The sequence below is a fragment of the Microbacterium sp. YJN-G genome, assembly GCF_015040615.1.
In the GTDB taxonomy this organism is placed as follows: Bacteria; Actinomycetota; Actinomycetes; order Actinomycetales; family Microbacteriaceae; genus Microbacterium.
On the sequence record NZ_CP060402.1, the window covers coordinates 2,251,518 to 2,277,016 of the forward strand.

General features: G+C 70.6%; 24 protein-coding genes and 2 pseudogenes. 12 read left to right on the top strand and 14 right to left on the bottom strand.

Going from position 1 to position 25,499, the window contains the following annotated elements:
- Positions 1–2 precede the first annotated feature (2 nt).
- The 8 genes from idi to H7694_RS10885 are packed head-to-tail and all read left to right on the top strand — an operon-like array spanning position 3 to position 7,165.
- A complete protein-coding gene (idi, locus tag H7694_RS10850; protein ID WP_193596523.1) occupies positions 3–572 on the top strand; it encodes an isopentenyl-diphosphate Delta-isomerase in 570 nt (189 codons plus the stop codon).
- Positions 569–1,618, top strand: a complete 1,050-nt coding sequence (locus H7694_RS10855; RefSeq protein WP_193596524.1) for a polyprenyl synthetase family protein — start codon at positions 569–571, stop codon at positions 1,616–1,618. Before idi ends, H7694_RS10855 begins: the two co-directional genes overlap by 4 nt.
- Entirely contained in the window at positions 1,615–2,487 is an 873-nt protein-coding gene (locus H7694_RS10860) for a phytoene/squalene synthase family protein (protein ID WP_193596525.1), read from the top strand. Before H7694_RS10855 ends, H7694_RS10860 begins: the two co-directional genes overlap by 4 nt.
- Positions 2,484–4,031 (top strand): phytoene desaturase family protein, encoded by a 1,548-nt coding sequence (gene crtI, locus H7694_RS10865; protein ID WP_193596526.1) that lies wholly within the window; start codon positions 2,484–2,486, stop codon positions 4,029–4,031. Before H7694_RS10860 ends, crtI begins: the two co-directional genes overlap by 4 nt.
- Positions 4,028–4,381 carry a lycopene cyclase domain-containing protein gene (locus H7694_RS10870; protein ID WP_193596527.1) on the top strand — a complete coding sequence of 118 codons (354 nt, stop codon included), beginning with the start codon at positions 4,028–4,030 and terminating at the stop codon, positions 4,379–4,381. The genes crtI and H7694_RS10870 overlap by 4 nt, the downstream gene beginning before the upstream one ends.
- The gene (locus H7694_RS10875) at positions 4,378–4,707 is read left to right on the top strand and encodes a lycopene cyclase domain-containing protein (protein ID WP_193596528.1); all 330 of its coding nucleotides are present in this window, start codon (positions 4,378–4,380) and stop codon (positions 4,705–4,707) included. Before H7694_RS10870 ends, H7694_RS10875 begins: the two co-directional genes overlap by 4 nt.
- Positions 4,704–5,564 (top strand): prenyltransferase, encoded by an 861-nt coding sequence (locus H7694_RS10880; RefSeq protein ID WP_193596529.1) that lies wholly within the window; start codon positions 4,704–4,706, stop codon positions 5,562–5,564. The genes H7694_RS10875 and H7694_RS10880 overlap by 4 nt, the downstream gene beginning before the upstream one ends.
- Positions 5,565–5,584: 20 nt before the next feature.
- Positions 5,585–7,165, top strand: coding sequence for an SDR family oxidoreductase (locus H7694_RS10885; RefSeq protein ID WP_193596530.1), 1,581 nt, complete (start codon positions 5,585–5,587; stop codon positions 7,163–7,165).
- Positions 7,166–7,182: 17 nt separating this feature from the next.
- Here the strand turns inward: H7694_RS10885 and H7694_RS10890 are convergent, their stop codons facing one another.
- The 5 genes from H7694_RS10890 to H7694_RS10910 form a co-directional block, all read right to left on the bottom strand.
- Positions 7,183–9,114 (bottom strand): heavy metal translocating P-type ATPase, encoded by a 1,932-nt coding sequence (locus H7694_RS10890; protein ID WP_193596531.1) that lies wholly within the window; start codon positions 9,112–9,114, stop codon positions 7,183–7,185.
- A 39-nt stretch (positions 9,115–9,153) separates the two neighbouring features.
- Entirely contained in the window at positions 9,154–9,396 is a 243-nt protein-coding gene (locus H7694_RS10895) for a heavy-metal-associated domain-containing protein (RefSeq protein WP_193596532.1), read from the bottom strand.
- 151 nt (positions 9,397–9,547) lie between these two features.
- Positions 9,548–10,237 (bottom strand): Crp/Fnr family transcriptional regulator, encoded by a 690-nt coding sequence (locus tag H7694_RS10900; protein ID WP_193596533.1) that lies wholly within the window; start codon positions 10,235–10,237, stop codon positions 9,548–9,550.
- Positions 10,238–10,282: 45 nt separating this feature from the next.
- Positions 10,283–12,106, bottom strand: coding sequence for an ABC-F family ATP-binding cassette domain-containing protein (locus tag H7694_RS10905; protein WP_193596534.1), 1,824 nt, complete (start codon positions 12,104–12,106; stop codon positions 10,283–10,285).
- A 44-nt stretch (positions 12,107–12,150) separates the two neighbouring features.
- Positions 12,151–12,693, bottom strand: a complete 543-nt coding sequence (locus H7694_RS10910) for a DNA/RNA non-specific endonuclease (RefSeq protein ID WP_193596535.1) — start codon at positions 12,691–12,693, stop codon at positions 12,151–12,153.
- A 2-nt stretch (positions 12,694–12,695) separates the two neighbouring features.
- Here H7694_RS10910 and H7694_RS10915 point away from each other — a divergent pair.
- A pseudogene (locus H7694_RS10915) lies at positions 12,696–12,911 on the top strand (sugar ABC transporter permease); the annotation flags it as partial.
- 267 nt (positions 12,912–13,178) lie between these two features.
- Complete coding sequence (locus tag H7694_RS10920; protein ID WP_193596536.1) at positions 13,179–13,646, top strand: Lrp/AsnC family transcriptional regulator; 468 nt, start codon at positions 13,179–13,181, stop codon at positions 13,644–13,646.
- A 39-nt stretch (positions 13,647–13,685) separates the two neighbouring features.
- Here H7694_RS10920 and H7694_RS10925 read toward each other — a convergent pair whose 3' ends face one another.
- From H7694_RS10925 to rsmA, 3 genes are read right to left on the bottom strand one after another with little or no spacing between them, the layout of a single operon-like run.
- Positions 13,686–14,618 (bottom strand): 4-(cytidine 5'-diphospho)-2-C-methyl-D-erythritol kinase, encoded by a 933-nt coding sequence (locus H7694_RS10925; protein ID WP_413782916.1) that lies wholly within the window; start codon positions 14,616–14,618, stop codon positions 13,686–13,688.
- Between the two features lie 52 nt (positions 14,619–14,670).
- A complete protein-coding gene (gene mgrA, locus H7694_RS10930; RefSeq protein ID WP_193596538.1) occupies positions 14,671–15,735 on the bottom strand; it encodes an L-glyceraldehyde 3-phosphate reductase in 1,065 nt (354 codons plus the stop codon).
- Between the two features lie 14 nt (positions 15,736–15,749).
- On the bottom strand, positions 15,750–16,592 hold the full coding sequence (rsmA, locus tag H7694_RS10935) for a 16S rRNA (adenine(1518)-N(6)/adenine(1519)-N(6))-dimethyltransferase RsmA (protein WP_193596539.1): 843 nt from the start codon (positions 16,590–16,592) through the stop codon (positions 15,750–15,752).
- Between the two features lie 93 nt (positions 16,593–16,685).
- On the opposite strand from rsmA, the pseudogene H7694_RS10940 reads away from it, so the two are divergent.
- Positions 16,686–17,932, top strand: a pseudogene (locus H7694_RS10940) (MFS transporter).
- A gap of 110 nt (positions 17,933–18,042) precedes the next feature.
- On the opposite strand, the gene H7694_RS10945 reads toward H7694_RS10940, so the two are convergent.
- The 5 genes from H7694_RS10945 to rsmI form a co-directional block, all read right to left on the bottom strand.
- Positions 18,043–18,627, bottom strand: a complete 585-nt coding sequence (locus tag H7694_RS10945; RefSeq protein WP_193596540.1) for a GNAT family N-acetyltransferase — start codon at positions 18,625–18,627, stop codon at positions 18,043–18,045.
- 22 nt (positions 18,628–18,649) lie between these two features.
- Positions 18,650–19,543 (bottom strand): TatD family hydrolase, encoded by an 894-nt coding sequence (locus tag H7694_RS10950; RefSeq protein ID WP_193596541.1) that lies wholly within the window; start codon positions 19,541–19,543, stop codon positions 18,650–18,652.
- A gap of 11 nt (positions 19,544–19,554) precedes the next feature.
- A complete protein-coding gene (gene metG / locus H7694_RS10955; protein ID WP_193596542.1) occupies positions 19,555–21,132 on the bottom strand; it encodes a methionine--tRNA ligase in 1,578 nt (525 codons plus the stop codon).
- A gap of 192 nt (positions 21,133–21,324) precedes the next feature.
- Positions 21,325–22,062, bottom strand: a complete 738-nt coding sequence (locus H7694_RS10960; RefSeq protein WP_193596543.1) for a class I SAM-dependent methyltransferase — start codon at positions 22,060–22,062, stop codon at positions 21,325–21,327.
- 8 nt (positions 22,063–22,070) lie between these two features.
- On the bottom strand, positions 22,071–22,886 hold the full coding sequence (rsmI, locus tag H7694_RS10965) for a 16S rRNA (cytidine(1402)-2'-O)-methyltransferase (RefSeq protein ID WP_193596544.1): 816 nt from the start codon (positions 22,884–22,886) through the stop codon (positions 22,071–22,073).
- Positions 22,887–22,933: 47 nt separating this feature from the next.
- Here rsmI and H7694_RS10970 point away from each other — a divergent pair, with 47 nt between their 5' ends.
- Complete coding sequence (locus H7694_RS10970) at positions 22,934–24,514, top strand: dolichyl-phosphate-mannose--protein mannosyltransferase (protein ID WP_193596545.1); 1,581 nt, start codon at positions 22,934–22,936, stop codon at positions 24,512–24,514.
- A 68-nt stretch (positions 24,515–24,582) separates the two neighbouring features.
- Here H7694_RS10970 and H7694_RS10975 read toward each other — a convergent pair whose 3' ends face one another.
- On the bottom strand, positions 24,583–25,497 hold the full coding sequence (locus H7694_RS10975; RefSeq protein ID WP_193596546.1) for a DUF808 domain-containing protein: 915 nt from the start codon (positions 25,495–25,497) through the stop codon (positions 24,583–24,585).
- Between the last annotated feature and the right edge of the window lie 2 nt (positions 25,498–25,499).

A 25,499-nucleotide genomic window follows, 5' to 3' on the forward strand; every position in this document is an offset into this window, starting at 1 on the left:
TCATGAATACGGTGGATCTGCGAGAGCGAGTGGTCCTGCTCGACGAGCAGGGTCGGGCGTGCGGCGCAGCCCCCAAGGACGAGGTGCACCACAGGAGCACGCCGCTGCACCTGGCCTTCTCCTGCCACGTCGTCGACGAGGCGGGGCGTGTATTGCTCACCCGCAGAGCACTCGGCAAGGCGACGTGGCCGGGCACGTGGACGAACGCGTTCTGCGGCCACCCGCAGCCCTTCGAGGACGTGCCGGATGCCGTGGTGCGCCGTGCCGCCCACGAGCTCGGGCTGGGTGTCGCGGATATGCGGCTCGCACTCCCCGACTTCCGCTATCGCGCGGTGGATGCATCGGGGATGGTCGAGAACGAGATCTGCCCGGTGTACATCGCACGGGCGATCGGGGCGCCGGCGCTGAACCCCGACGAGGCGATGGACGCCCGCTGGGTGGAGCCGGAGGATCTCGCCTCCGCGCTGGAGACCGCCCCCTGGGCCTTCAGCCCCTGGCTTTTCCTTCAGGCGCAGGAGCTCTCGGGCGCCGACGGAAGGGTCACCGCCCTGGCATGGCGGTCCGGGTCGTGAGCGTCGACACAGCCTTCGGCATCCGCGGCCTGGAGGAGACGATCGACAGGTTCTTCGCGGAGCGCATCCTGCGCGCCGAAGAACTCGGCGGCGGGTACGCGCAGCTGTGGAGGTTCGCGCATGAGGCGACCACCGGCGGCAAGCGCGTGCGTCCGCGGCTGCTCATCCTCGCCCACGAACGACTGGGCGGCGGCGACACCGAGTCCGCGCTCCGCGCCGGCGCCGCGTTCGAGCTGCTGCACACCGCGCTCCTGCTGCACGACGACGTCCTCGACGGGGATCTCGTGCGGCGGGGCCGCCCGAACCTCGCCGGCCGCTTCGCGTCGGAGGCCATCGATGCCGGCCACGGCGCCGGCACGGCGCGCGAGTGGGGAACCGCCTCGGCCACCCTCGCCGGAGACCTGCTCATCAGCGGCGCGCACGCGCTCGCGGCCGGCATCCCCGGTTCTGCGGGCGATGCCGTGCACCGCATCATCGACGACGCCCTCTTCGTCACCGTCGCAGGAGAGCACGCCGACGTCGGGTACGCAATGGGGGTGATGGATGCCGCCGAGCACGACATCCTGCGCATGATGGAGCACAAGACCGCCGCCTACTCCTTCGCGGGCCCGCTGCAGGCGGGCGCGGCGCTCGCCGGCGCCATGGAGTCCGCCTGCGCCGACCTCGGCCGCATCGGGAGCGCCCTCGGCGTGCTGTATCAGCTGCGCGACGACCTGCTCGGCGTCTTCGGCGACGAGCGGCGCACCGGCAAGTCCGCCCTCGGCGATCTGCGCGAGGGCAAGCGCACCCTGCTGATCGCGTTCGCCGAGAACACGCCGCAGTGGTCGCAGGTGGCGCATCTGTTCGGCCGCGCTCCCCTGGATGTCGCGGACGCCGAACTGCTCCGCAGCGCTCTGATCGCCAGCGGCGCTGCGGAACGGATGCAGGCCCTGACTGACGCCCAGCACGACCGGGTGCGCTCGATGATCGAGCAGGCCGCCCTGCCCGCCGCGCTGCGCAAGGCGCTGCAGCGGACCGCGACGATGTGCGCGGAGCGCACGGCATGAGGCCTGCGCAGGGCCTTGAGCTGTACACCCGCACCTCGCGGGCGATGTCATCGCGCGTGATCCGCGCGTACTCGACGTCGTTCGGCCTGGCCAGCAGGATGCTGCCGCGCAGCGTGCGAGCGGGCATCGCCGACGTGTACGCCCTCGTGCGCATCGCGGACGAGATCGTCGACGGCCCGGCGGCCGAGGCAGGACTGGATGCCGCGCGGACGCGCCACCTGCTCGATGAGCTCGAACGCGAGACCCTCTCGGCCCTGGAGACCGGCTTCAGCGCGAACCCGGTCGTGCACGCATTCGCCGCCACCGCGCGTGAATGCGGTATCGATGCGGCGCTCGTGCGTCCGTTCTTCGCCTCGATGCGCATGGACACCCTCGGTGAGATCCGCTTCGACGATGCTTCCTACCGGCGTTACATCCACGGCTCCGCCGAGGTGGTCGGCTCGATGTGCCTGCGGGTCTTCGCGTGCGAGGGGCGCGGAGTGCTGATCGACGAACAGCTGGAGGAGGGCGCGCGCCGGCTCGGCGCCGCGTTCCAGAAGGTCAACTTCCTGCGTGACCTCTCCGACGACGTCGGCCGGCTGCACCGCGCGTACATCCCGGGCATCGATCCGGCACACATCACCGACAGACAGAAGGATGCCGTGGTCGACGAGATCGCCCAGGACCTCGCGATCGCACGCCTCGCCATTGCGCTCCTCCCGCCGCGCTCGCGCCGTGCCACCAGTGCCGCGGCGGCGCTGTTCGGCGCGCTCAACGAGCGGCTGCGCGCGACGCCCGCGGCCGAGCTGCGCCGCAGTCGGGCATCCGTGCCGCTCACCGGGAAGCTGTGGATCGTCACCCGTGCCGCCGCCGGACGGACGGCGGCGTGAGCGTCCGCGAACGCGCCGTCGTCGTCGGCGGCGGGATCTCGGGGCTCGCCACCGCCGCACTGCTGGCACGCGAGGGCCTGGACGTCACCCTCGTGGAGGCGCGCTCCGAACTCGGCGGCCGGGCGGGGCGCTGGAACCACGCCGGGTTCTCGTTCGACACCGGCCCCTCCTGGTATCTGATGCCGGAAGTGTTCGATCACTTCTTCCGCCTACTGGGCACCTCGGCCGCCGAGCAGCTCGACCTCGTCCGGCTCGACCCCGCCTACCGGGTGTACTTCGAGGGCGAGCAGGTGCCGTTCGACCTGCCCGCGGAGGGCGCCCGTGATGCGCTGGTCGGCCTGGATCCGGCATCCGGTCACCGTCTGGACGCCTACCTCGCGTCCGCCGCAGAGACCTACCACCTGGCGACGTCGACGTTCCTCTACAGTACGTACCAGTCGCTGCTCCCGCTGCTCGGAGCGAAGGTGCTGCCGCGTCTGCCGCGGCTGGCCCGGCTGCTCACCGAACCGCTGGATCGCCGGATCCGGCGGCACACCGGGGATCGGCGCGTGCAGCAGGTCCTCGGTTATCCGGCGGTGTTCCTGGGCACCTCCCCCGCCGCTGCACCGGGCATGTACCACCTCATGAGTCATCTCGACATCGGCCAGGGCGTGCTCTACCCGCGCGGCGGCTTCGCCGCCGTGATCGACGCGATAGCCCGCCTCGCCATGCAGGAGGGCGCCGTGCTGCGCACCGGATGCCGAGCGCGACGCATCACGGTCCAGGGCGGCGCCGCCACGGGCGTCGAGGTCGAGCTTCCCGGCGGTGGCACCGAGCATCTCCCCGCCGACGTCGTCGTCTCCACGGCAGACCTGCACGTCACCGAGCATCAGCTGCTCGAGCCGGCGCATCGCAGCACGCGCGACGCGTGGTGGGAATCGCGCGACCCCGGCCCCGGTGCGGTGCTCGCCCTGCTGGGAGTGCGCGGGGAGCTGCCCGAGCTCACCCACCACACGCTGCTGTTCACCCGAGACTGGGAGCTCGGTTTCGATGCGATCTACGGCTCGTCGCCGCGCATCCCCGACCCGGCATCGCTGTACGTGTGCCGTCCGAGCGCCACCGACAGCGTGGCCCCGGCCGGCCACGAAAACCTGTTCGTGCTGATCCCAGTCCCCGCCGATCCCGCGATCGGAGCCGGAGGGCTCGACGGCGGCGGCGATCCGGCCGTCGAGCGGACCGTCGATGCCGCGATCGCGCAGCTCGCCGCGTGGTGCGGCATCCCGGATCTGGCGTCGCGGATCGTCCTGCGGCGCAGCATCGGACCGGCCGACTTCGAGCGCGACTTCGGCGCCTGGCGTGGCGGGGCCCTGGGCCCAGCGCACACCCTCCGCCAGAGCGCGGTGCTGCGCGGGTCGAACGCGTCCCGCACGGTCGACGGCCTGCTCTACGCCGGGGCGACCACGATCCCCGGGATCGGGCTGCCGATGTGCCTGATCAGCGCCGAGCTCGTCGTCAAGCGCCTGCGCGGCGACCGGTCGGCCTCTCCCCTGGCGGAGCCGCTGTGAATCTGATCCACCTGACCGCGCTGCTGGTGTCACTGACCGGCATCGTGCTGCTGGATGTGCGACACCGCCTGTTCCTCGGGCGTGCTCCAGGGCGGGCGCTGCTCGTGCTCACGATCGGGACCGCGTTCTTCCTGCTCTGGGACCTTGCCGGCATCGGCCTGGGTGTGTTCTTCCGTGCCGAGAGCCCCTACGCCACCGGCATCCTGCTCGCCCCCGAGCTGCCGCTCGAGGAGCCGGTGTTCCTGCTGTTCCTCTGCCAGCTGACCATGGTGCTGGTCTGCGGCGCCGAGCGGATGGTGCAGCGGCGGCGGCGCAGCCGGCGCCCCTCCGGAAGGGAGGAACCGCGATGACCTATCTGCTGCTGTGCGGTGTCTTCCTGCTGATCGCCGGTGCCGCCGCGCTCCTGCTGTGCCGCGGGCGCCGCGGTCTCTCCTCGGCCGTGCCGGCCATCACGGCGGCAGTTCTCGCCGTGCTCACCGCGGTCTTCGACAACCTCATGATCGCGGCGGGGCTGTTCGCCTACGCCGACGAGCACATCTCCGGACTGCGCATCGGGCTGGCGCCCGTCGAGGACTTCGCCTATCCGCTGGCGGCGGTGATACTGCTGCCGGCACTGTGGGCGCGGCTGCGACCTTCGGACGCCCCGCCCACCTCCGATACCGGGGAGGCACGATGATCCGTGACCTTTTCGTGGTTTCCCGCCCGCTCAGCTGGATCAACACCTCCTATCCGTTCGCCGCCGCCTACCTGCTGACCACCCGTGAGGTCGACCTCGTGTGGGTGCTCGGCACCGTCTTCTTCCTCATCCCGTACAACCTCGCGATGTACGGCGTCAACGACGTGTTCGACCACGCATCCGACCTCGCCAACCCGCGCAAGGGCGGCGTCGAAGGCGCCCTGCTGTCACCGTCGCGGCATCGCACCGTGCTGTGGACCGCCGCTCTGAGCTGTCTCCCGTTCGTCGTCGCGCTCGTGCTGCTCGCTCCTCCCTCAGCGACGGTGATCCTCGCCGTGAGCCTGTTCGCGGTCGTGGCGTACTCGGCGCCCCCGTTCCGGTTCAAGGAGATCCCGTTCCTGGACTCGGTCACATCGAGCGTTCACTTCGTCAGTCCGGCCATCTACGGCGTCGCCGCCGCCGGCGGGGCACCGACGTCCGGGCTGATCGCGGTGCTCGGCGCCTTCCTGCTCTGGGGCATCGCGAGCCACGCGTTCGGCGCGGTGCAGGATGTCGTGCCCGACCGGGCCGGCGGGATCTCGTCGATCGCGACGGTGCTGGGCGCCGCACGCACCGTGCGGGTGGCGCTGACGTGCTGGACACTCGCCGGCCTGCTCATGCTCACCACCGGCTCCCCCGGTGCGTTCGCGGCGCTGCTCGCGCTGCCCTACATCGCGGCCGCCGCACCCTACGCCCGCGTCACCGATGAGGACTCGGCGCGCGCGAACCGCGGCTGGCGGCGGTTCCTCTGGATCAACTACGCGTGCGGCTTCGCCGTGACGATGCTGCTCATCCTGCACGCGATCCGCACGGCATGACAGGACGAGAGGAGCGGGACATGGACGAGGGCACCGCGTATGAGGACGCGCAGGCCGACGCGCTCAGCGCACCCACCGGCGCCGAGGAGGCGCTGCGCGCCCCTGCGCGCGCCGACGGTGCGGCACGGCGCGTGCTCATGCTGGGAGCGACCGGCTACATCGGGGGCCGGCTGGTTCCGCGGCTGCTGAACGGCGGCTACCGCGTGCGGCTGCTCACGCGGTCTGCGGGCAGGATCGATCCGCTGCCCTGGGCGAGCCGTGTCGAGATCGTCACCGGTGACGCGACCGATCCGGATGCCGTGAACGGTGCCATGGACGGTGTGGACGTCGTCTACCACCTCGTGCATTCCTTGGCCTCCGGTGACGACTTCGCGCGCCTGGACCGCACGATCACCGAGAACGTCGCGCACGGCGCCGCCCGCGGCGACGTCGGACGCATCATCTACCTCGGCGGGCTGCATCCCGAGGGCGTCGAGCTGTCGCGGCACCTCGCCTCGCGCAAGGAGGTCGGTGAGATCCTGCTGGGCTCCGGCGTACCGACCCTCGTGCTGCGCGCGGGCGTCGTGATCGGCTCGGGGTCAGCCTCGTTCGAGATGGTCCGGCACCTCACCGAGGTGCTTCCGTACATGCCCGCACCGCGATGGGTGCGCAACCGCATCCAGCCCATCGCCGTTCGCGACGTGCTGCACTACCTGCTCGCGGCCGCGCGGGTCGATCGCAGCATCAGCCGGGCCGTCGACATCGGCGGCCCCGACGTGCTGCGCTATGGCCAGATGATGAACGGTTACGCCATCGAAGCGGGCCTTCCGCAGCGTGGCATCGCCGCGCTGCCCGTGCTCACGCCGCGGCTGGCCTCCCTCTGGGTGGGGCTGGTCACTCCGGTCCCTCCGCGCATCGCGCGGCCGCTGGTCGAGTCGCTGCAGCATCCGTGTGTCATGCGCGACCATGCGATCGACGGGATCATCCCCCGTCCCCCGGACGGGCTCACCGGCTACCGTGCCGCCGTCCGCCTGGCGCTCGGCCGGATCGAGATCGATGAGGTCGAGACGAGCTGGGTCGATGCGACGGTGTCGCGCGCCCCCAGCGATCCGCTGCCGAGCGACCCGGACTGGGCGGGACGGACGGTGTTCACCGACCGGCGTCGCCGGGCCACCTCCGCCGGGCCGGATGCCGTCTGGCCGGTGATCTCGCGGATCGGCGGGGAGAACGGCTGGTATTCGGCGCCGTTGCTGTGGGCGCTGCGCGGGTGGGCCGACCGTCTGATGGGCGGTGTGGGGCTGCAGCGCGGCCGCCGTTCGCGTACGCGGCTCGCGAAGGGCGACGCGGTGGACGTGTGGCGGGTCGAGGCGATCGAACCCGGACGGATGCTGCGCCTGCGGGCCGAGATGCGCGTGCCCGGCAGTGCCTGGCTCGAGCTCGGCGTCGACGCCCGGCCAGGCGGAGCGGAGTACTGGCAGCGCGCGGTCTTCTTCCCGCGCGGCCTGTCGGGCCGGCTCTACTGGCTGGCGATGCTGCCGTTCCACGGGCTGATCTTCACCGGGATGGTGAGCCGCATCGTCGCCGATGCCGAGAGCGGCCGGCTCAGCCGTTCCGACCGGTGACATCGAGTGCCGAGCAACTAGAACGGTTCCGCGCGAATCGCGTCAGCTGACGCCACAGCGCGCTCACGAGCGACCGCAGTACCGCGAGTCGGCGACGCTGCACCCTCGCGCGCCGGGCGCAGCAGCAGCATCGCGATGGCCGACACCGCCAGCACGGAGGCCTCGTGCACGAGCATCCCCAGCGACATCGTCACTCCGCCCAGGAACACGCCCAGCACCAGCAGCGCCACGGTGATCAGCGCGATCGCGATGTTGATCCGCATCGTACGAACCGTACGCCTGGCCATCCCGAATGCGTAGGGCAGGCGCAGCAGGTCGTCGGCCATCAGGGCGATGTCTGCAGTCTCGATCGCGGCGGGTGATCCGGCTGCCCCCATCGCCACGCCCACGTCTGCCTGGGCGAGGGCGGGGGTGTCGTTGACACCGTCGCCGAGCATCGCGACCGTGCGTCCGCGGCGCTGCAGATCACGGACGAGGTCGAGCTTGTCCTCGGGCATCATGCCGGCGTGATGGGCTGTGATGCCCAGCTCGGTCGCGACGCCGCGTGCCACGGCCTCGGCGTCGCCGGTGGCCATGATCACCTCGATCCCGCGCCGGCGCAGACGTGCGACCGCCTCAGCGGCGTCTGTCCTGACGGTGTCGGCCAGGGCGAGGATGCCGACGGTGCGGCCGTCCACGCCGACGAACATCGCCGTGCGGCCCTGCTCGTGGAACGGGCGCAGCAGTGCGGCATCCGGTTCGTCCGCCATCAACGCTGCCGCACCGACGCTGACGGTGCGGCCGTCGACGTCGGCCCGGATGCCCAGGCCCGTCACCGGCTCGGCGTGCGCGACCGGGGCCACGGCCAGGCTCGCGGCGGTCGCGCCCCGGATCACGGCGTCGGCGAGCGGATGCTCGGATGCCGTCTCGGCGCGGGCCGCCAGCAGCAGCACGTCATCGCGGTTCACATCGGCGGCGAGCGCCACGACGTCGGTGAGTTCGGGCCTGCCGTGCGTGAGGGTGCCGGTCTTGTCGACGACCAGCGCGTCCACACGCGCTGCGGTCTCGAGATGCTCGCCGCCCTTGATCAGCACTCCGTCCATGGCGCAGCGGCCGATGCCGGCGACGATCGACACCGGGATCGAGATGACCAGGGCGCCCGGGCAGCCGATCACCAGCAGGGTGAGCGCGAGTTCGACGTCGCGGGTGATGAGCCCGGCGATGAGCGCGCCGATCAGCACGCCGGGGGTGTAGTACTTCGAGAAGCGCTCCAGGAAGGTCTGCGTGCGCGCCTTGTCATCCTGCGCCTCTTCGACCCGGTGGATGATCGAGGCGAGCGCGGAGTCGCCACCCACGCGCTCGGCCACCACGCGCAGCATGCCCGACCGCAGCCAGGTGCCCGCGTACACGGCCGAGCCCGCGGCCTTCTCCGCCGGCAGTGATTCGCCGGTGATGGTCGCCTCGTCGACACCCCCGGTGCCCGCCACGACGTGGCCGTCGACGGGCACCTGCTCGCCGTTGCGGACCACGACCACGTCACCGGGCACCAGCTCCCACGCCTCGACGGCAACCTGCTCCTCGGTGCCGTCATCACCGGCACGCAGCACGGTCGCGGTCTGCGGCGCCCCGTCGACCAGATCCGAGAGCGCACGGCGGGTGCGCTGCAGCGTGGTGCGCTCCAGCGCCTTGCCGAGCGCGAAGAGGAAGGTCACGGCTGCGGACTCCCAATGGTTCTGCAGGAACAGCGCACCGGTGGCCGCGACGACGACGAGCAGGTCGATCGAGACCAGCCTCATCCGCAGCGCCCGCCAGGCAGAGACGGCGATCGGAGCACCCGCGATGAGCGCGGCGAGGATCATCAGCGCGTCCAGGCCGCTGATCAGCGCCGCGGCGATCAGCGCCCCCGAGAGCACGACCGTGCCCCACAGTCGGCGGAATGCGGAATGCCAGATCCTCTTCGCCCTGCTCATCGCGGTTCTCCTCTCGTGCCTCGCTCCGGATCGCGCGCGTCAGAATGCCGAAGGCGTGGAGTGGTAACCGGTCTTGGTGACCGTCTCGACGAGATCCCGCACCGTCGCGCGGAGGGTGTCGTGCTCGACGACGATGCGTCCGGAGGCGAACTTCACCTCGGCGGTGGCGACACCGTCGAGCTCGGTCAGCGCGGACTCGATCTTCTGCACGCAGGACGGGCAGGTGAACTCGTCCGAACGCAGGATGGTGGTCTTCAGCGTGGTGCTGGTCTGAGTGGTCATGATGGTGTCCTCTCCCGTCCGTCCGGCAGGGCGCCGGATCTCCTGACACCACCGACGGTAGGCGGGCGCGGCGGAGCGCGCCTTGACGCAGGTCAAGCCGCTCGCGGCGACCGGTCAGCGGCGGACGGTCAGCGGCGGTCAGCCGCGGCGGTCAGGCGCGCGCGTCCACGCGGCGGGAGAGATCCATCAGCGTCTCCGGGTCGACGATCACCAGCCCGCCGGCGTCGCCGTCGGCGATGATCCCGGCCTCGCGCAGCCGGCGCAGCTGACGGCTGAGCGACTCGGGAGAGGTGTCGAGCAGCGAGGCGATGTCCTTCTTCGCCATGGGCAGCCGCACGGCGACCCCCGCGGGCCCGGCGGCGCCCGGCAACTCGAGCAGGTAGTCGGCCAGCCGGGCCGTGACATCCCCTGAGATCACTGCGGCCAGGCGATGCTCGGCCTCATCGAGCCTGCGACTGACGGCCTGCAGCATCCGCATCCCGATCGAGGGATGCCGATTCACCAGGCGGGCGAAATCGGCATGGCGGAACACGCACATGCTCGCGGGCTCGAGCGCGGTGATGCGGTCGGAGAACGGACGTCCGGTGAGGAACGACGATTCGCCGAGGAACTGCCCTGGACCGAGCACGCGCAGCACCTGCTCGCGGCCTTCGGCGTCGACGCGAGACACCTTCACCGAGCCGGTGTGCACCACCAGCAGCAGCGGATCGCCGCGTCCGTCGCCGATGACCTCGCCCGCAGCGAAGCGCGTGGGCGTCGCGAAGGCCGCCACGCCCACTTGCTCGGCGTGATCGAGCCCCTGGAACAGCGGTACGCGTGAGACGCACAGATCCTCGGCCATCGACGGGAACCTCCTGCCCTCCGATGCTACCGGGATGCTGCCCGCTCAGCCGAGCTGCTCGGTGAGCTCGAACCAGCGCAGCTCGAGCTCCTCGACCTCGTCCTGCTGCGCCTGAATCGCCTTCATCTTCTCGCCCAGGCCCGCGTAGTCGGACTGGTCGTGGTCGGCCAGGGCATGCTTGGCCCGGTCGATCTGGTCGTTCAGCTTCTGCATCCGCCGTTCCAGCGCTGCCAGCTCCTTCTCGGCCGTGCGACGGGCGGCGCCGTCCAGGCCCGGCGCGGTCGGGGCGGCGGATGCGGCCGGGGCCGCACTGTCAGCGCTGCCCTCCAGCGCGCGCAGGCGCAGATACTCGTCGATCCCGCCGGGCAGGTGCCGCAGCCGGCCGCCCATCACGGCGTACTGCTGGTCGGTGACCCGCTCGAGGAAGTAGCGGTCGTGGCTGACCACGAGCAGCGTGCCCGGCCACGAGTCCAGCAGGTCCTCGATCGCGGCGAGCATGTCGGTGTCCATGTCGTTGGTGGGCTCGTCGAGGATGAGCACGTTCGGCTGGTCGAGCAGCACGAGCAGCAGCTGCAGCCGGCGCTGCTGGCCACCGGAGAGATCCTTGACCTGCGTGGAGAGCTGAGCCGAGGTGAAGCCGAGCCGCTCGAGCAGCTGGCCGGGCGTGAGCTCGGTGGCCTTGGAACCTTGGCCGAAGGTGTACGAGGTGCGCAGCCCGTTGATCACGGTGCGCACCGGGTCGTTCCAGTGCTTCTCGAGTTCGTCGATGCGCTGGGTCAGCGTGCGCACCTGCACGGTCTTGCCACGCTTGACGCGACCGCTGGTGGGCTCGACGGTGCCTGCGACGAGTCCCAGCAGGGTGGACTTGCCCGCCCCGTTGACGCCGAGGATGCCGGTGCGCTCCCCCGGCGCGATGCGCCACTCGACGTCGCGCAGGACGACACGCTCCTTCGGCCCTTCGACAGGCTCAGGGACCCAGGGGTAGGCGACGCCCGCGTCGAGCAGGTCGACGACGTCCTTGCCGAGGCGTGCGACGGCCAGCGACTGCAACGAGACCGAGTCGCGGATGGGTGGCACGTCGGCGATCAGGGCGTTCGCCGCGTCGATGCGGAACTTCGGCTTGCTGGTGCGCGCAGGGGCGCCGCGGCGCAGCCACGCGAGCTCCTTGCGGGCGAGGTTCTGCCGCTTGGCCTCGCTGGCCGCCACCATCCGGTCGCGTTCCACGCGCTGCAGGATGTACGCGGCGTACCCGCCCTCGAACGGCTCGACGATGCGGTCGTGCACCTCCCAGGTGGCGGTGCAGATCTCGTCGAGGAACCAGCGGTCGTGGGTGACGACCAGCAGAGCGCCGGCGTTCTTCGCCCAGCGGGTCTTCAGATGCGCGGCGAGCCAGGTGATGGCCTCGACGTCGAGGTGGTTGGTGGGCTCGTCGAGGGCGATGATGTCCCAGTCGCCGGCCAGCAGCCGCGCGAGTGACACGCGCCGGCGCTGCCCGCCGCTGAGGGATGCCACGGACGCGTCCCAGTCGAGATCGGCCACGAGCCCGGCGATGACGTCGCGCACCTTCGCGTCGCCCGCCCACTCGTGCTCGGGGGTGTCACCCACCACTGCGCGACCGACGGTGAGGTCGTCATCGAGCGTGTCGGCCTGGTCGAGCACTCCGATGGTCGTGCCGCCGCGCACGGTCACGCGCCCGCCGTCGGGTTCGCGGCGCCCGGCGAGCATCCCGAGCAGGCTCGACTTGCCGTCGCCGTTGCGTCCGACGATGCCGATGCGGTCGCCCTCCTCGATGCCGAGCGTGACGGAGTCGAAGACGATGCGGGTGGGGTACTCGAGGTGGAGCCCTTCGGCTCCGAGAAGATGTGCCATGTCCTTACCAGGCTAGGCGACCGCCGGCGGCGCCGGCGACGAGGTCAGAGCCTGATGTCCGAGAACGCGCGCAGTCGCTGCCACGGTCTCGCAGTCGCGGCCTGTCCCAGCACGTCGGCCGCGGCGAGCTGATCGAGATCGAGCCCGGTGAGGCCGGCGATGTCGGCCACCGGCACCTGATAGGTGCGGAACGGACCGAGATCCGGGATGCCGCCCGCGGCCGCACCCTGCTCCATGTCGCTGTTCGCCTGCGCGGCGCGATCGCCCCACACCGGATCGCGGCGCCGCACGAGATGCCCGCGGTCGAGGTCGTTGCGGGCGTAGACGTCGGGGCCGGCCTGCCAGTCGGCCGGGATCCTGTCATCCAGACGCCAGTCGTCGCCGCGAGGCACGTCGACGAGCGCCGCACCGTCGATATTCACGGCCGTGACACGTGCGAGGCGCCGCTGCCTGTCGAGCACGACGGAGAAGTGCACGTAATCGAGCCGGACGGCCTCAGCGGCCTCGTCCTCGGCGGCCGGCAGGGGCACGCCGATGCCGAGGAAGCCTTCGTCGTAGCCGAATGCCGCTGCGGTTCCGGATGCCATGCGATGCCATCGCCGCGGCGTTCATCGGCGGCGCGGCCGTGCAGGGCGGCGTCGGACGCATCGTGGGCGCGATCACCGGCGGTCTCATCATGGGTGTGCTCAACAACGGCATGTCGCTGATGGGCGTCGGCACCGACTCGCAGCAGTTCATCAAGGGCATGGTCCTGCTGCTCGCAGTCGCCTTCGACGTCTGGAACAAGCGCCGCCAGCGCACCTGAGCGCTCACGCCGGACAGACGAGGAGCCCGGTGCATCGTCCCTCACGGGGATGATGCGCCGGGCTCCCGGGATTTTCGCCCGCCGTCGACGCTCGATCGGCGGCTCGTGACCGCTCTCCTGAGTGCCCACCGATCCTCACTCGTGGTTCGAATCGGTCATATGACCCACTGATCTCATCATGAGGCATGCTGCACGCGCCATAGACTGTGATTCCATTGATCGATTCGATCAATGGAGATGAGTCACGGGAAAGCGACGGTGATCGATATGACCAGCCTGGATGAGACCGATCGGCGCATCCTCGCCGTGCTCGATTCCGATCCGAGACGGCCGGTCGCCCTGATCGCCCAGGACCTGGGTCTGGCCAGGGGCACGGTGCACGCGAGGCTTGCCCGTCTGGAGTCGGCCGGATGCCTGCGTGCGAACAGCTCGCGAGTGCTGCCGTCCGCGCTCGGACGAGGCGTGTCGGCTTCCATTCAGGTGGAGCTGGATCAGCACCAGATCGGTGACGCGATCGAGGCGCTCAGCCGGGTTCCCGAGGTGCTGGAGTGCTTCGCGCCCGCCGGCGACACCGACCTGCTGCTGCGCGTGGTGGCCACCGATCCGGATGACCTGTATCGGGTCGCCGAGGTGGTGCGCCTGTGTCCGGGCATCCTGCGCACCTCGACGAGCCTGTTCCTGCGCGAGGTCATCCCATATCGCGTCAGCGAACTGCTCAAGGCTTCCGCGCTCTGAGGGCCCCGCGCCTCGAAGGCTTCCGCACCTCTGGACGGGTCAGCCCATGATGCGGGCGCCTGGCACCGGCCCGTGCACGTGCAGGGCCTCGCGGCCCGTCGCCCGCAGTTCGTCCTGCACGGCGCGGGCGGCCTCAGGCCCCTCGCACAGGAACGCCGTGGTGGGCCCTGAGCCCGACACGATGCCGGTCAGTGCGCCCAGGCGCACGCCGTCCGCGAGCGTCTGCTCGAGATCGGGGCGGTCGACCACCGCCGCGGCCTCCAGGTCGTTGAGCATGACGGGTGCGAGCTCGCGGGCATCCCCTGCCCGCAGCGCCTGCAGCACCGCGGCGGGCACCTCGAGCATCTCCGTCGGGTCGTCGGCGAGCGCCTCGCCGTGGGCGCGCAGCCGGTCCAGCCGCCCGTACACGGCCGGAGTCGACAGCCCCTGGGCACTGAGTACGAGCACCCAGTCGAACCGTCCGCGGGCAAGCGCCGGGGTGAGCACGTCGCCGCGGCCGGTGCCGACGGCGGTGCCGCCGTGCAGCGCGAAGGGGACGTCGGCGCCGAGTCGTGCGGCGAGGTCGTGCAGCCCGCGTGGGCCGAGGTCTGTGCCCCACAGGGCGTCGCAGGCGACGAGCGCGGCCGCCGCATCCGTCGATCCCCCGCCCATGCCACCCGCGACGGGCACACCCTTGCGGATGTCGAGGTGCACGCCCTGCGTCACCCCGGTGGTCTGGGCGAGCAGCTTGGCCGCGCGCAGCGCGAGGTTGCGGTCATCCGTGGGGACTCCGTCGATGTCCACATCGCCCGACACCTCCAGCGTGAACCCGTCGGAGGGATGCGCGTAGACGTCCTCGTACAGCGAGACCGCCTGGAAGACGGTCGCCAGGGCGTGGTAGCCGTCGTCGTGGCGGGGCCCCACCCCGAGATAGACGTTGATCTTGCCGGGAGCGCGCACGTGCACGGCATCCTGACGTCGTGCCATGCTCACTTCGGCTCACTCCGTTCGCTCGGTGCACCGCGCAGGCGGCTGCCGATCGGGGTCACAGGTCGGACGAGACCGACCAGAGGTTCACGTCGATGCCGTGCGAGAGCCCGTCGATCGCGGTGAGCTCCTCGTCCGAGAAGTCCGGGCCGTTCACGGCCGCGATGTTCTCGTCCAGCTGCTCGGGCCGCGAGGCGCCGATGAGTGCCGAGACGACCACCGGGTCGCGCAGCGTCCACTGCAACGCCATCTGGGCGAGCGTCTGGCCACGGTCGGCGGCGATGTCGTTCAGGCCGCGCAGCACCGCCAGCGCCTCTTCGGACAGCGGGCGACTCGAGAGCGATCGGCGCTGCTGCGCCCGCTCGGCGGTGCCGTCGGCGAGGTACTTGCCGGTCAGCAGCCCCTGGGCGAGCGGGGTGAAGGCGATCGCGCCGAGGCCCGCGCCGCGCAGGGTGTCGGTGAGCCCGTCTTCGACCCAGCGGTTGAGGATCGAGTAAGAGGGCTGGTGGATGACCAGCGGCGTGCCGAGGTCACGCGCGACGGCGACCGCCGCCTCGGTGCGCTCGGCGCTGTACGACGAGATGCCGACGTAGAGCGCCCTGCCCTGGCGCACCAGCGTGTCCAGTGCGCCGATGGTCTCCTCGACCGGGGTGAGCGGGTCGACGCGGTGCGAGTAGAAGATGTCGACGTAGTCGAGGCCCATGCGGCTCAGCGACTGCTCGGCGCTGGCGAGGATGTACTTGCGGCTGCCGAGGTCGCCGTAGGGACCGGGCCACATGTCCCAGCCGGCCTTGGACGAGATGATCAGCTCGTCGCGGTACGGCGCGAGGTCCTCGGCGAGGATGCGGCCGAAGTTCTTCTCGGCCGAGCCGTACGGCGGACCGTAGTTGTTGGCGAGGTCGAAGTGCGTTATGCCGCTGTCGAACGCGTGACGCAGCAGCGTGCGCTGATCGTCGAGCGGGATGTTGTCGCCGAAGTTCCACCACAGACCGAGCGAGATCGGCGGCAGGAACAGCCCCGACGAGCCCACCTGGCGGTACTCGAAGCGCTGATAGCGGTCGGGTGCTGCCGTGTAGGGCCGGTGGATCTCGGGGACGTCGGGCCGGAATCGGGGATCGCTCACCGTGCCAGGTTAGCTCAGCCGCCGACGCGCGCGATCCGGTGGTAATCGTCGACCGTGAGGTCCTCACCGCGGTCCGTCGGGGCGACGCCGGCGGCCTCGAGCACCGCGGATGCCGCGGCGGACCCGCCGAAGAGGCCCGACAGCGCCTGGCGCAGCATCTTCCGGCGCTGGTTGAACGCAGCATCCACGATCGTGAAGGTGCGTCGGCGCTCGTCGTCGTCGCCGCGCGGGGTCTCGTCGCGGACGAACCCGACCAGCAGGCTGTCGACGTTCGGCACCGGCCAGAACACCTGCCGCGACACGGTGCCGGTCAGCCGCCACGGGCCGTACCAGGCGGCCTTCACGCTGGGTGCGCCGTAGATCTTCGACCCCGGCTTCGCCGCGAGACGCTCGGCGACCTCGGCCTGCACCATCACCACGCCACGCTGCAGCCCGGGAAAGGTCTCGAGGAAGTGCAGCAGCACGGGCACCGAGACGTTGTAGGGCAGGTTGGCCACGAGCACGGCCGGGTCTCCCGGCAGCTCGGTGACGGTCATGGCGTCCGCGTCGACGACGGTCAGCGCCCCGTCGGAGACGCCGTGCTCGGCGGCCGTGCGCGGCAGCCGGGCGGCGAGGCGGTGATCGATCTCGACCGCGGTGACGGATGCTCCGGTCTCGAGGATCGCGAGGGTCAGCGAACCAAGGCCCGGACCGATCTCGACGACCCGCTCCCCGGGCTGCACGTCGGCGGCCTGCACGATCTTGCGCACCGTGTTGGCGTCGACGACGAAGTTCTGCCCCAGCTTCTTCGTCGGGGTCACATCGAGTTCGGCGGCCAGACGGCGGATCTCGGTGGCCCCGAGCGGAGTGACGGTCATCCCCCCATTCTCCCGCATGCCACCCTGACACCGTGGCAGGGCCATAGGATCGGCCGGGTGACCGGATTGGGAGAGCTCATCGCGCCGCGCCGCATGGGACGTGACTTCCGCTGGCTGATGACGGCGGCATGGACGAGCAACATCGGCGACGGCATCGCCCTGGCCGCCGCTCCCCTGCTGATCGCGTCGATGACCTCGTCGCCGCTGCTGGTCGCCTCCGGCGCCATGCTGCAGTTCCTGCCGTGGCTGCTGTTCGGCCTGCACGCCGGCGCGATCGCCGATCGCGTGGAGCGACGGATGCTGGTCATGCTCGCCCACGGCATCCGGGCGGTCATCGTCCTCGCCCTGGTGGCCTTCCTCCTGACCGGCACCGCGAACATCGCCATCGTGCTGGCGGTGGCGTTCCTGTACGGCACCGCCGAGGTCTTCGCCGACACGACCAGCAGCACACTGCTGCCGATGATGGTGAAGCCCGCCGATCTGGGGGCGGGCAACGCCCGGCTGCAGGGCGGTTTCCTCGTGGCGAACCAGCTCGCGGGTCCGCCGCTGGGCGCCTTCCTGTTCGCGATCGGCACGTTCTGGCCGTTCCTCGTGCAGGTGCTGGCCGTCTCGGCCGCGCTCGTGCTCGTCTCGCGGATCGCGCGGCAGCCGGTGCCCGGGCGCGAAGATTCGAAAACCCCGGGACCTTCGACAGGCTCAGGGGCCCAGGACAGGAAGCCGCACGTCGGCCACGACATCGCCGAGGGCGTGCGGTGGGCGTGGCGCAACAAGCCGGTCCGGACGCTGATCATCATCATCCTGGCGTTCAACGTCACCTGGGCCGCTCCGTGGGGCGTGCTCGTGCTGTACGCGACCGAGCATCTGGGGATGGGGCCGGTCGGATTCGGCGCGCTGACCACGGCATCCGCTCTGGGCGGTCTGCTCGCGACGCTGAGCTTCGGCTGGCTCGAGCGGCACGTGTCCTTCGCGACGCTCATGAAGATCTGCCTGTCGCTCGAGGTCGTCATGCACGTGGCGTTCGCGCTGACCACGAACGGCGCTGTCGCCCTGGCGATCATGTTCGGCTTCGGGGCCTATGCGTTCGTGTGGGCACGATCTCGACCACCGTCCGCCAGCGCCTGGTGCCGCACGAGCTGCAGGGCCGGGTCGGCTCGGTGAACATGGTGGGCGTGTTCGGCGGCATGGTGATCGGTCAGGCACTCGGCGGTGTGATCGCACAGCTGTGGGGGCTCACCGCGCCGTGGTGGTTCGCCTTCGGCGGCGCAGCGCTGACCCTGCTGTTGATGTGGCGGCATATCTCGCACATCGCCGCCGCGAAGCCGGTGATCGACGAGGAGTGACCGTCCTCATCGGGCGCAGAACCCGTGCCGCCGCCCCGAACCCGTCTATATGGCGCTATGTGCCGCTATTGCGCGGGTTTTACGGGACGTAGCGACATATAGACGGAGCCCTATAAGCGCGCCAGGCGGGCATCCAGTCCGTTGCGCACGGCCGGCCACTCGTGCGGAAGGATCGAGTACACCGCGGTGTCGCGCAGCGACCCGTCGGCGAGGATGCGGTGGCTGCGCAGCACGCCGTCGAGCTTCGCCCCGAGCCGTTCGATGGCCGCACGCGACTGCCTGTTAAGGAAGTGCGTCATCAGGGTGACGGCGATCGCGTCGCAGGCGTCGAACGCGTGCGCGAGCAGCAGCCGCTTCATGGCCGGGTTGACCTCGGAACGCTGGGCTTCGGCTCCGATCCACGTGTGGCCGATCTCGACGCGGCGGTTCGGCTGGTCGATGTTGCACAGCGAGGTCACGCCGACGATCCGCCCCGTGGCGAGCCGGCGCACGGCGAACGGGTTCATCGTCCCCGCGTCGCGCAGCGCGAGCCTGCGTTCGATGTCGGCGGGCACCATGCCACGCTCGGGCACCGAGGTGTACCAGGTGTGCGTGAGCGTCGCGGCCTCGCGGGCCAGGTCGTCTGCGTGGTCGTGGGCGAGCGGTTCGAGCCGCACCCGCCCGTCATCGAGGGTGATGTCGTCGAGGAAGCGCACCCGGTCAGAATAGCGGCCGACGTCAGCCGAACGCGCCGTAGACGGCCAGGGTGTTCGCGGCGAGCTGCGCGCACAGTTCGTCGAGGTCGACGTCGAGTTCGGCGGCCATGAAGCGCACCGTGATCGGCACGAGGTAGGGCGCGTTGGGGCGCCCGCGCAGCGGCACCGGGGTGAGGAAGGGCGCGTCGGTCTCGACGAGGATGCGGTCGAGCGGGGTGACCGCCAGCGCGTCACGCAGGTTCTGCGCGTTCTTGAACGTGATGTTGCCGGCGAACGAGAGCCAGTACCCGGCATCCGCGGCGATCCGCGCCATCGCCTGATCACCCGAGAAGCAGTGGAACACCGTGCGCTCGGGCGCGCCGACGCGGGTGAGGGTCTCGAGGACGTCGTCGTGCGCGTCGCGGTCGTGGATCTGCATGGCGATGCCGTGCTTCTTCGCCAGCGCGATGTGCGCCTCGAACGACTCGTGCTGCGCGGGACGGCCATCCTCGCCGGTGCGGAAGTAGTCCAGGCCCGTCTCGCCGATCGCCCGCGTGCGCGGGTGGGCGGCGAGCACGTCGATCACCGCGATCGCCTCGTCGAGGCGCCCCTGCGCCTTGTAGGTGGGGGCGTCGTTGGGGTGGATCGCGACAGCCGCGAGCATACGGGGATCGGATGCCGCGGCATCCACCGCCCATCGGGACGACTCGATGTCGCCCGAGGCCTGCACGACCCCGGCGATGCCGACCGCCTGTGCGCGGTCGAGCTGCTCGGTCAGCGTCAGCCCCTGGTTCCCTGAGCTGGTCGAAGGGCCGTCGGTGATCTCCAGATGCGCGTGGTTGTCGTACACCGGCACGGTCAGCGGCTCAGGTGCCGCCGGGTACCGCAGATCCTTGCGCCCCTCGGTGGAGCGCTCGCGCACGTAGGTGTCGGCCATGTCGGGCGGGCTCAGACGGTCTGCTCCACGCGCGGGAACAGCGGCGCCAGGGCCGACACCGTCGTGCCGGGCGTGAGGATTCCCCAGGCGCCGGCCTCGCGGATCGGCTGCGCGGTCAGCGCACCCAGCGAGTCCTCGACGCCCAGCGCCTCCCACAGCTTCGCGGTGGACTGCGGCATGACCGGCGAGAGCAGCACGGCCAGCGCCCGCAGGCCCTCCGCGCAGGTGTAGAGCACGGTGCCCAGGCGGTCGCGCTGGTCCTCGTCGCGTGCCAGCGCCCACGGCTCGTTCTCGGTGATGTAGTGGTTCAGCTCGTCGACGATGGTCCAGATCGCGTCGATCGCCTCGTCGAGGCGGAAGTTGCCGATCGCCGCGTCCGCGGCGACGACGGCATCCGCCACCGTCTTCTGGATCTCCAGGTCGCGCGCCGTGTACTCGGCGGCCTGCGGCACCACACCGTCGAAGTACTTCTCGATCATCGCGATCGTGCGCGAGGCGAGGTTGCCGAAGCCGTTCGCGAGCTCGGCCTGGTAGCGGGCCGACAGGTCCTCCCACGAGAACGAGCCGTCCTGGCCGAAGGCGATCGCCGAGAGGAAGTAGAAGCGGTACGCGTCCGAGCCGAACACGTCGGTGATCTCGGTGGGCGCGATACCGGTGAGCTTCGACTTCGACATCTTCTCGCCGCCGACCAGCAGCCAGCCGTGCGCGAAGACGCCCTTGGGCACATCCAGCCCCGCCGCCATCAGCATGGCCGGCCAGATCACGGCGTGGAAGCGCAGGATGTCCTTGCCGACCACGTGGTAGCCGGGCCAGCGGCGGTCGAAGGTGTCCTGGTCGGCGCCGTAGCCGATCGCGGTGGCGTAGTTGAGCAGCGCGTCGACCCACACGTAGATGACGTGCGACTCGTCCCACGGCAGCGGGATGCCCCAGTCGAAGGTCGAGCGCGAGATCGACAGGTCCTTCAGCCCCTGGCTGACGAACGAGACGACCTCGTTGCGCGCCGAATCGGGGCGAACGAAATCGGGCTCGGTCTTGTACAGCTCGAGCAGGCGGTCCTGGAACTCGCTGAGCTTGAAGAAGTAGTTCTTCTCCTGCAGCAGCTCGAGCGGCTTGGAGTGGATCGCGCAGACCTTCAGCCCCTCGAAGGGACCGGTGCCGTCGACGATCTCGGACTCGGGCTTGAACTCCTCGCAGCCCACGCAGTACAGCGCCTCGTATTCGCCGGCGTAGATGTAGCCCGCGTCGTACAGCTTCTGGAAGAACACCTGCACGTTCGTCTCATGCCGCTCCTGCGTGGTGCGGATGAAGTCGTCGTTGGCGACGTCGAGGGTCTTCAGCAGCGGGAACCAGCTCTCGCCGACCAGCTTGTCGACCCACTCCTGCGGGGTGACGTTGTTCGCCGCGGCGGCGCGGAGCATCTTCTGGCCGTGCTCGTCGGTGCCGGTGAGCATCCAGGTGTCATCGCCCGCCTGGCGGTGCCAGCGGGCAAGGGTGTCGACCGCCACCGTCGTGTACCCGTGGCCGATGTGCGGCACATCGGAGGGGTAGTAGATGGGCGTGGTGATGTAGAAGGACTCGCCTGCGGGCATGCTGTCGATTCTAGGCGGGAAGCGGGAGTCGAGTTGTTCCGTGACCTCGTGGGAGAGTCCGGACGTCCGGACGTTTCGGGTCGGGCATACGGACGTTCCCTTCGTTCGCAGAGCGGGTGCCCTCCCGCTTCGCGGGTCCCTCCCCGATGCTCACTCCGGGAACGTCCTCCTGCCCTCTGCGTTCTGTGCGAGTCATCCTCGGCGATCCGGGGTGGTGGATGGGGTGGCGTGGCGTCGGCGACGGACAGCGGTCAGCGCGGCGTGGGGGCGGGAGCTGATCTCGTCTTGGGTGCGGGCGCGACGCTCGGCTGCGGTGACGGTGAAGCCTGCGTCGCGAAGCAGTTCGGTGAGCGCCACGGCGGTCCAGAAGTAGGCGGTCGTGACGGCATGGGCGAACGGCTCACGTGGAGTGCCGTCGAAGAACCCGATCAGGATGCTGCCGCCCGGACTGAGCACGCGCAAGAACTCGGAGAGGACGAGCGGGAGATCTTCGGGCGGAGTGTGGATCAGCGAATACCAGGCGAGGATCCCGCCGAGCGATCCGTCTTCCATAGCGAGCTCCGTGAACGAGCCGTGCGCGAACTCGAGGTGCGGATGCCTCGCCTCGGCGTGTGCGATGAACCGCGCCGAGGCGTCGATGCCGATCACGTCGCGGCCTCGGTCATGCAAGAAGCGGGTCCACAGCCCCGGCCCGCATCCGGCATCCAGGATCCGCCCGGCGACGGCATCCGCCCACCCGCCGATCTGATCGCCGTCTCGCTTGGAGAGCTGCTCGACCTCGCCGGCGAGCGCGATGTACTCCGCCGCCCGCGCGTCGTAGGCGGCGGCGACCGCAAGGTCGGCGTGCGCTTCGCGCGGAGAAATGCGCTTCCCGCGGATGAATTCGGCGGATGCGTCCGCGGGACGCGCATTTCTCCGCGGCAGGCGCATGGCCCCGCTCATCGCGCGGCGAGTGCGGCCTGGTAGAGGTCGCGGGACGACAGGCCGGTCGCGGCGGCGACCTCGGCGCAGGCATCCTTCAGGCGCGTGCCGGAGGCGACCAGCGCCTGCACCTGCGCGAGGGCGTCCTCGGCCGAGATCTCGACGGGCGCGGCGCCCGAGACGACGACGACGATCTCCCCCTTCACCCCCGCCTCGGCCCAGGCGGCCAGCTCGGATGCCGTGCCCCGGCGCACCTCCTCGTAGAGCTTGGTCAGCTCGCGGCACACGGCGATGCGGCGGTAGGCGCCGAACGCGTCGCCCATGTCGGCCAGCGAGGAGGCCAGGCGCGACGGCGACTCGAAGAACACCATCGTGCGCGGCTCGGTGGCAAGCATCCGGAGGGTCTGACGCCGTTCCCCCGGCTTGCGGGGCAGGAATCCTTCGAAGGTGAACCGGTCGGTCGGCAGTCCCGAGATCGCGAGCGCCATGAGCACCGCGCTGGGTCCGGGGATCGCGGTGACCGTCACGCCCGCGTCGACGGCGGCTGCGACCAGCCCGTAGCCGGGATCGCTGACGGCCGGCATGCCCGCGTCGCTGACGACCACGATGTCCTGTTCGGCGGCGAGCGCGACCAGCTCGGCCGCCTTCTGCTTCTCGTTGTGGTCGTGCAGTGCCACGAGCCGAGGGCGGTTGCCGATCTTCAGCGCCTGCAGCAGGCGCTGGGTGGTGCGAGTGTCCTCAGCGGCGACGACCTCGGCGTTCTCGAGCACCTCGATCAGCCGCCTGGACGCGTCGCCGAGGTTGCCGATCGGGGTCGCCGCGAGGATGATCACCTGCCCAGCCTAGGCGTGCGGACCCACGGATTGCCTAGGCTGGGCAGGTGACGTCGCCCGCGCCCCTCCTGCCGCCGCTCGACGCCCGCACGACCCTGTGGGAGCGGATGCGGGATCGCGCCATGTCGAGCCCGGCCGGTGCGCGCCTGGCATCGTGGCTCGCCCCCGCGCTGCTCACACTGCTCGCCGCCGTGCTGCGTCTGGTGAACCTCGCGCATCCGCACGACATCATGTTCGACGAGACGTACTACGTGAAGGACGCCTGGTCGCTGTGGAGCCTCGGTTACGAGGGCAAGTGGGGAGAGGGCGCCGACGCGCAGCTGCTGGACGGCGACGATTCGGCGCTCAGTACCGACGCGTCGTTCGTCGTCCACCCGCCGCTGGGAAAGTGGCTCATCGCCCTCGGGATGGCGGCGATGGGTCCCGGTTCGAGCTTCGGCTGGCGGGTGACGACCGCGATCCTCGGGTCGCTGACGGTCCTCGTGGTCTATCTGATCGCGCGCGAGCTCACCCGGTCCCGCACGGTCGCGACGATCGCCGGCGGCCTGCTCGCGATCGACGGACTGGGCATCGTCATGAGCCGCATCGCCCTGCTCGACGGCATCCTCACCTTCTTAATCACCCTCGGCGTACTGTTCGCGGTGCTCGACCACCGGCGGACGATCCCGCGCCTGGAAGCGCTCGGCGACGAGCGCAGAGGCGACCCGGGCGAAGGCGACGACGCACCGCGCATGATCGGTCCGGTGCTGTGGGCGCGGCCGTGGCTGATCGCCGCAGGCATCGCGCTGGGCACGGCATCCGCGGTGAAGTGGTCGGGACTGTACGCGCTGGCGGTCTTCGGGCTGTACGCGGTCGTGACCGATGCCCTCGCCCGCCGCCGCGCGGGCATCGTGCTGTGGCCGACGGATGCCGTGCTGCGGCAGGGCCCAGCATCCTTCCTGCTGATGGTCGGCCCGGCGCTGGCGACCTACCTGGTGTCGTGGACCGGCTGGCTGGTCACCGCCGGCGGCTACGACCGCCAGTCCGACCCGAATCCGCTGGTGGCGCTGTGGAAGTACCACGAGTCCGTACTGGGGTTCCACGTCGGGCTGGCCAGCCCGCACCCCTACGCGAGCCCGGCCTGGCAGTGGCCGCTGCTGCTGCGCCCGACCGCGATCTGGGTCGGCGACGACCCGGCACCCTGCGGCACCGACCACTGCATCGCGGTGATCTCGTCGGTGCCGAATCCGCTGATCTGGTACGCCGGCGTCGCCGCCGCGCTGTACCTGCTGTACCGCTTCGTGCGCGGGCTGGTCGAGCGCTCCCCCGTCGGCCCGGTGCTCACCCTGCCGCTGGTGGGCCTGCTGGCCACGTACGTGCCGTGGCTGCTGGTCGGCAACCGCACGATCTTCCAGTTCTACACGATCGTCATGGTGCCGTTCCTCGTGCTCGCCCTCGCCATCGCGCTGCGCGAGTTCGCCGGCCCTCGCACGGCACCGCTGCACCGCAGGCAGGCCGGGCAGCGCACGGTCGCGGTGTACCTCGGCGTGACCGTGCTCGTCTCGGCGTTCTTCTACCCGGTGTGGACCGGCATGAGCGTGCCCTACCCGTTCTGGCTCATCCACAACTGGCTGCCTGGCTGGATCTGACCCGCCCACGCGGCACCCGGTTCACCGCATACTGGACGGATGCTTCCCCAGGGTGGTCCGACAGGGTGTCAGTGCGCCGCGGCGGCCGTGCGGTGACCCTCGTCGAAGGTCGGGCGCTTGCCCACGATCCGCCCGATGCCCAGCACGATGCCGACGACGATCAGCCCGACGATCATGCCGGCGACGGCCGACAGGGCCGTGTCGCCCAGCCACGCGATGAACCCGCCGAGCGGGGCGAGCAGGTCGTGAACGCCGTGCAGCAGCTCCTCCAGCCAGTGCACCCCGACGGTGCCGAGGTTGACGAGCACGAGGTGACCGCCCACCCACAGCATCGCGACGGTGCCGATCACGCTGATCACCCGGAACACGGCCGGCATGGATCGCACGATCCGCGTGCCGGTGTGCCGCACCCGGCGCACCGGGTTCTTGGCCATCCGCAGCCCGATGTCATCGATCTTCACCAGCAGCGCCACGGCGCCGTACACCACACCGGTCATCATCACGGCGATGACCGCCAGCACGCCGAGGGTCTGCCAGATGTCGAGTCCGCGGTCGAGGCTCGCCAGCGAGATGAGCATGATCTCGGTCGACAGGATCAGATCGGTGCGGATCGCACCCCACACCAGCCGGTTCTCGTCGCGCGCGCCCTCGTCTTCGTGTCCGTGCCGGAAGCCGAACCACTCGAGCACCTTCTCCGCCCCTTCGAAGCACAGATAGGTGCCTCCGACGATGAGCAGGAACGGCAGCACCCACGGCGCGAACGCCGTCAGCGCCAGGGCGATCGGGATGATGATGAGGAACTTGTTCGCGATCGAGCCCAGCGCGATCTTGCCGACGACCGGCAGTTCGCGTGCGGGTGTCAGCCCATGCACGTACTGCGGGGTGACGGCCGCGTCGTCGATGACGACACCGGCCGCCTTCGCCGAGGCCTTCATGGCGGCGCTGAGGATGTCGTCGACGACGGCGAGCAGACCAACGGACATGC

Excerpts from the sequence above, each read along its gene's own strand:
- idi (WP_193596523.1), top strand. The coding sequence starts at position 3 with ATGAATACGGTGGATCTGCGAGAGCGAGTGGTCCTGCTCGACGAGCAG.
- H7694_RS10860 (WP_193596525.1), top strand. The coding sequence starts at position 1,615 with ATGAGGCCTGCGCAGGGCCTTGAGCTGTACACCCGCACCTCGCGGGCG.
- H7694_RS10875 (WP_193596528.1), top strand. The coding sequence starts at position 4,378 with ATGACCTATCTGCTGCTGTGCGGTGTCTTCCTGCTGATCGCCGGTGCC.
- H7694_RS10880 (WP_193596529.1), top strand. The coding sequence starts at position 4,704 with ATGATCCGTGACCTTTTCGTGGTTTCCCGCCCGCTCAGCTGGATCAAC.
- H7694_RS10885 (WP_193596530.1), top strand. The coding sequence starts at position 5,585 with ATGGACGAGGGCACCGCGTATGAGGACGCGCAGGCCGACGCGCTCAGC.
- H7694_RS10890 (WP_193596531.1), bottom strand. The coding sequence starts at position 9,114 with ATGAGCAGGGCGAAGAGGATCTGGCATTCCGCATTCCGCCGACTGTGG.
- H7694_RS10895 (WP_193596532.1), bottom strand. The coding sequence starts at position 9,396 with ATGACCACTCAGACCAGCACCACGCTGAAGACCACCATCCTGCGTTCG.
- H7694_RS10900 (WP_193596533.1), bottom strand. The coding sequence starts at position 10,237 with ATGGCCGAGGATCTGTGCGTCTCACGCGTACCGCTGTTCCAGGGGCTC.
- H7694_RS10905 (WP_193596534.1), bottom strand. The coding sequence starts at position 12,106 with ATGGCACATCTTCTCGGAGCCGAAGGGCTCCACCTCGAGTACCCCACC.
- H7694_RS10910 (WP_193596535.1), bottom strand. The coding sequence starts at position 12,693 with ATGGCATCCGGAACCGCAGCGGCATTCGGCTACGACGAAGGCTTCCTC.
- H7694_RS10920 (WP_193596536.1), top strand. The coding sequence starts at position 13,179 with ATGACCAGCCTGGATGAGACCGATCGGCGCATCCTCGCCGTGCTCGAT.
- rsmA (WP_193596539.1), bottom strand. The coding sequence starts at position 16,592 with ATGACCGTCACTCCGCTCGGGGCCACCGAGATCCGCCGTCTGGCCGCC.
- H7694_RS10950 (WP_193596541.1), bottom strand. The coding sequence starts at position 19,543 with ATGGCCGACACCTACGTGCGCGAGCGCTCCACCGAGGGGCGCAAGGAT.
- metG (WP_193596542.1), bottom strand. The coding sequence starts at position 21,132 with ATGCCCGCAGGCGAGTCCTTCTACATCACCACGCCCATCTACTACCCC.
- H7694_RS10960 (WP_193596543.1), bottom strand. The coding sequence starts at position 22,062 with ATGCGCCTGCCGCGGAGAAATGCGCGTCCCGCGGACGCATCCGCCGAA.
- H7694_RS10975 (WP_193596546.1), bottom strand. The coding sequence starts at position 25,497 with ATGTCCGTTGGTCTGCTCGCCGTCGTCGACGACATCCTCAGCGCCGCC.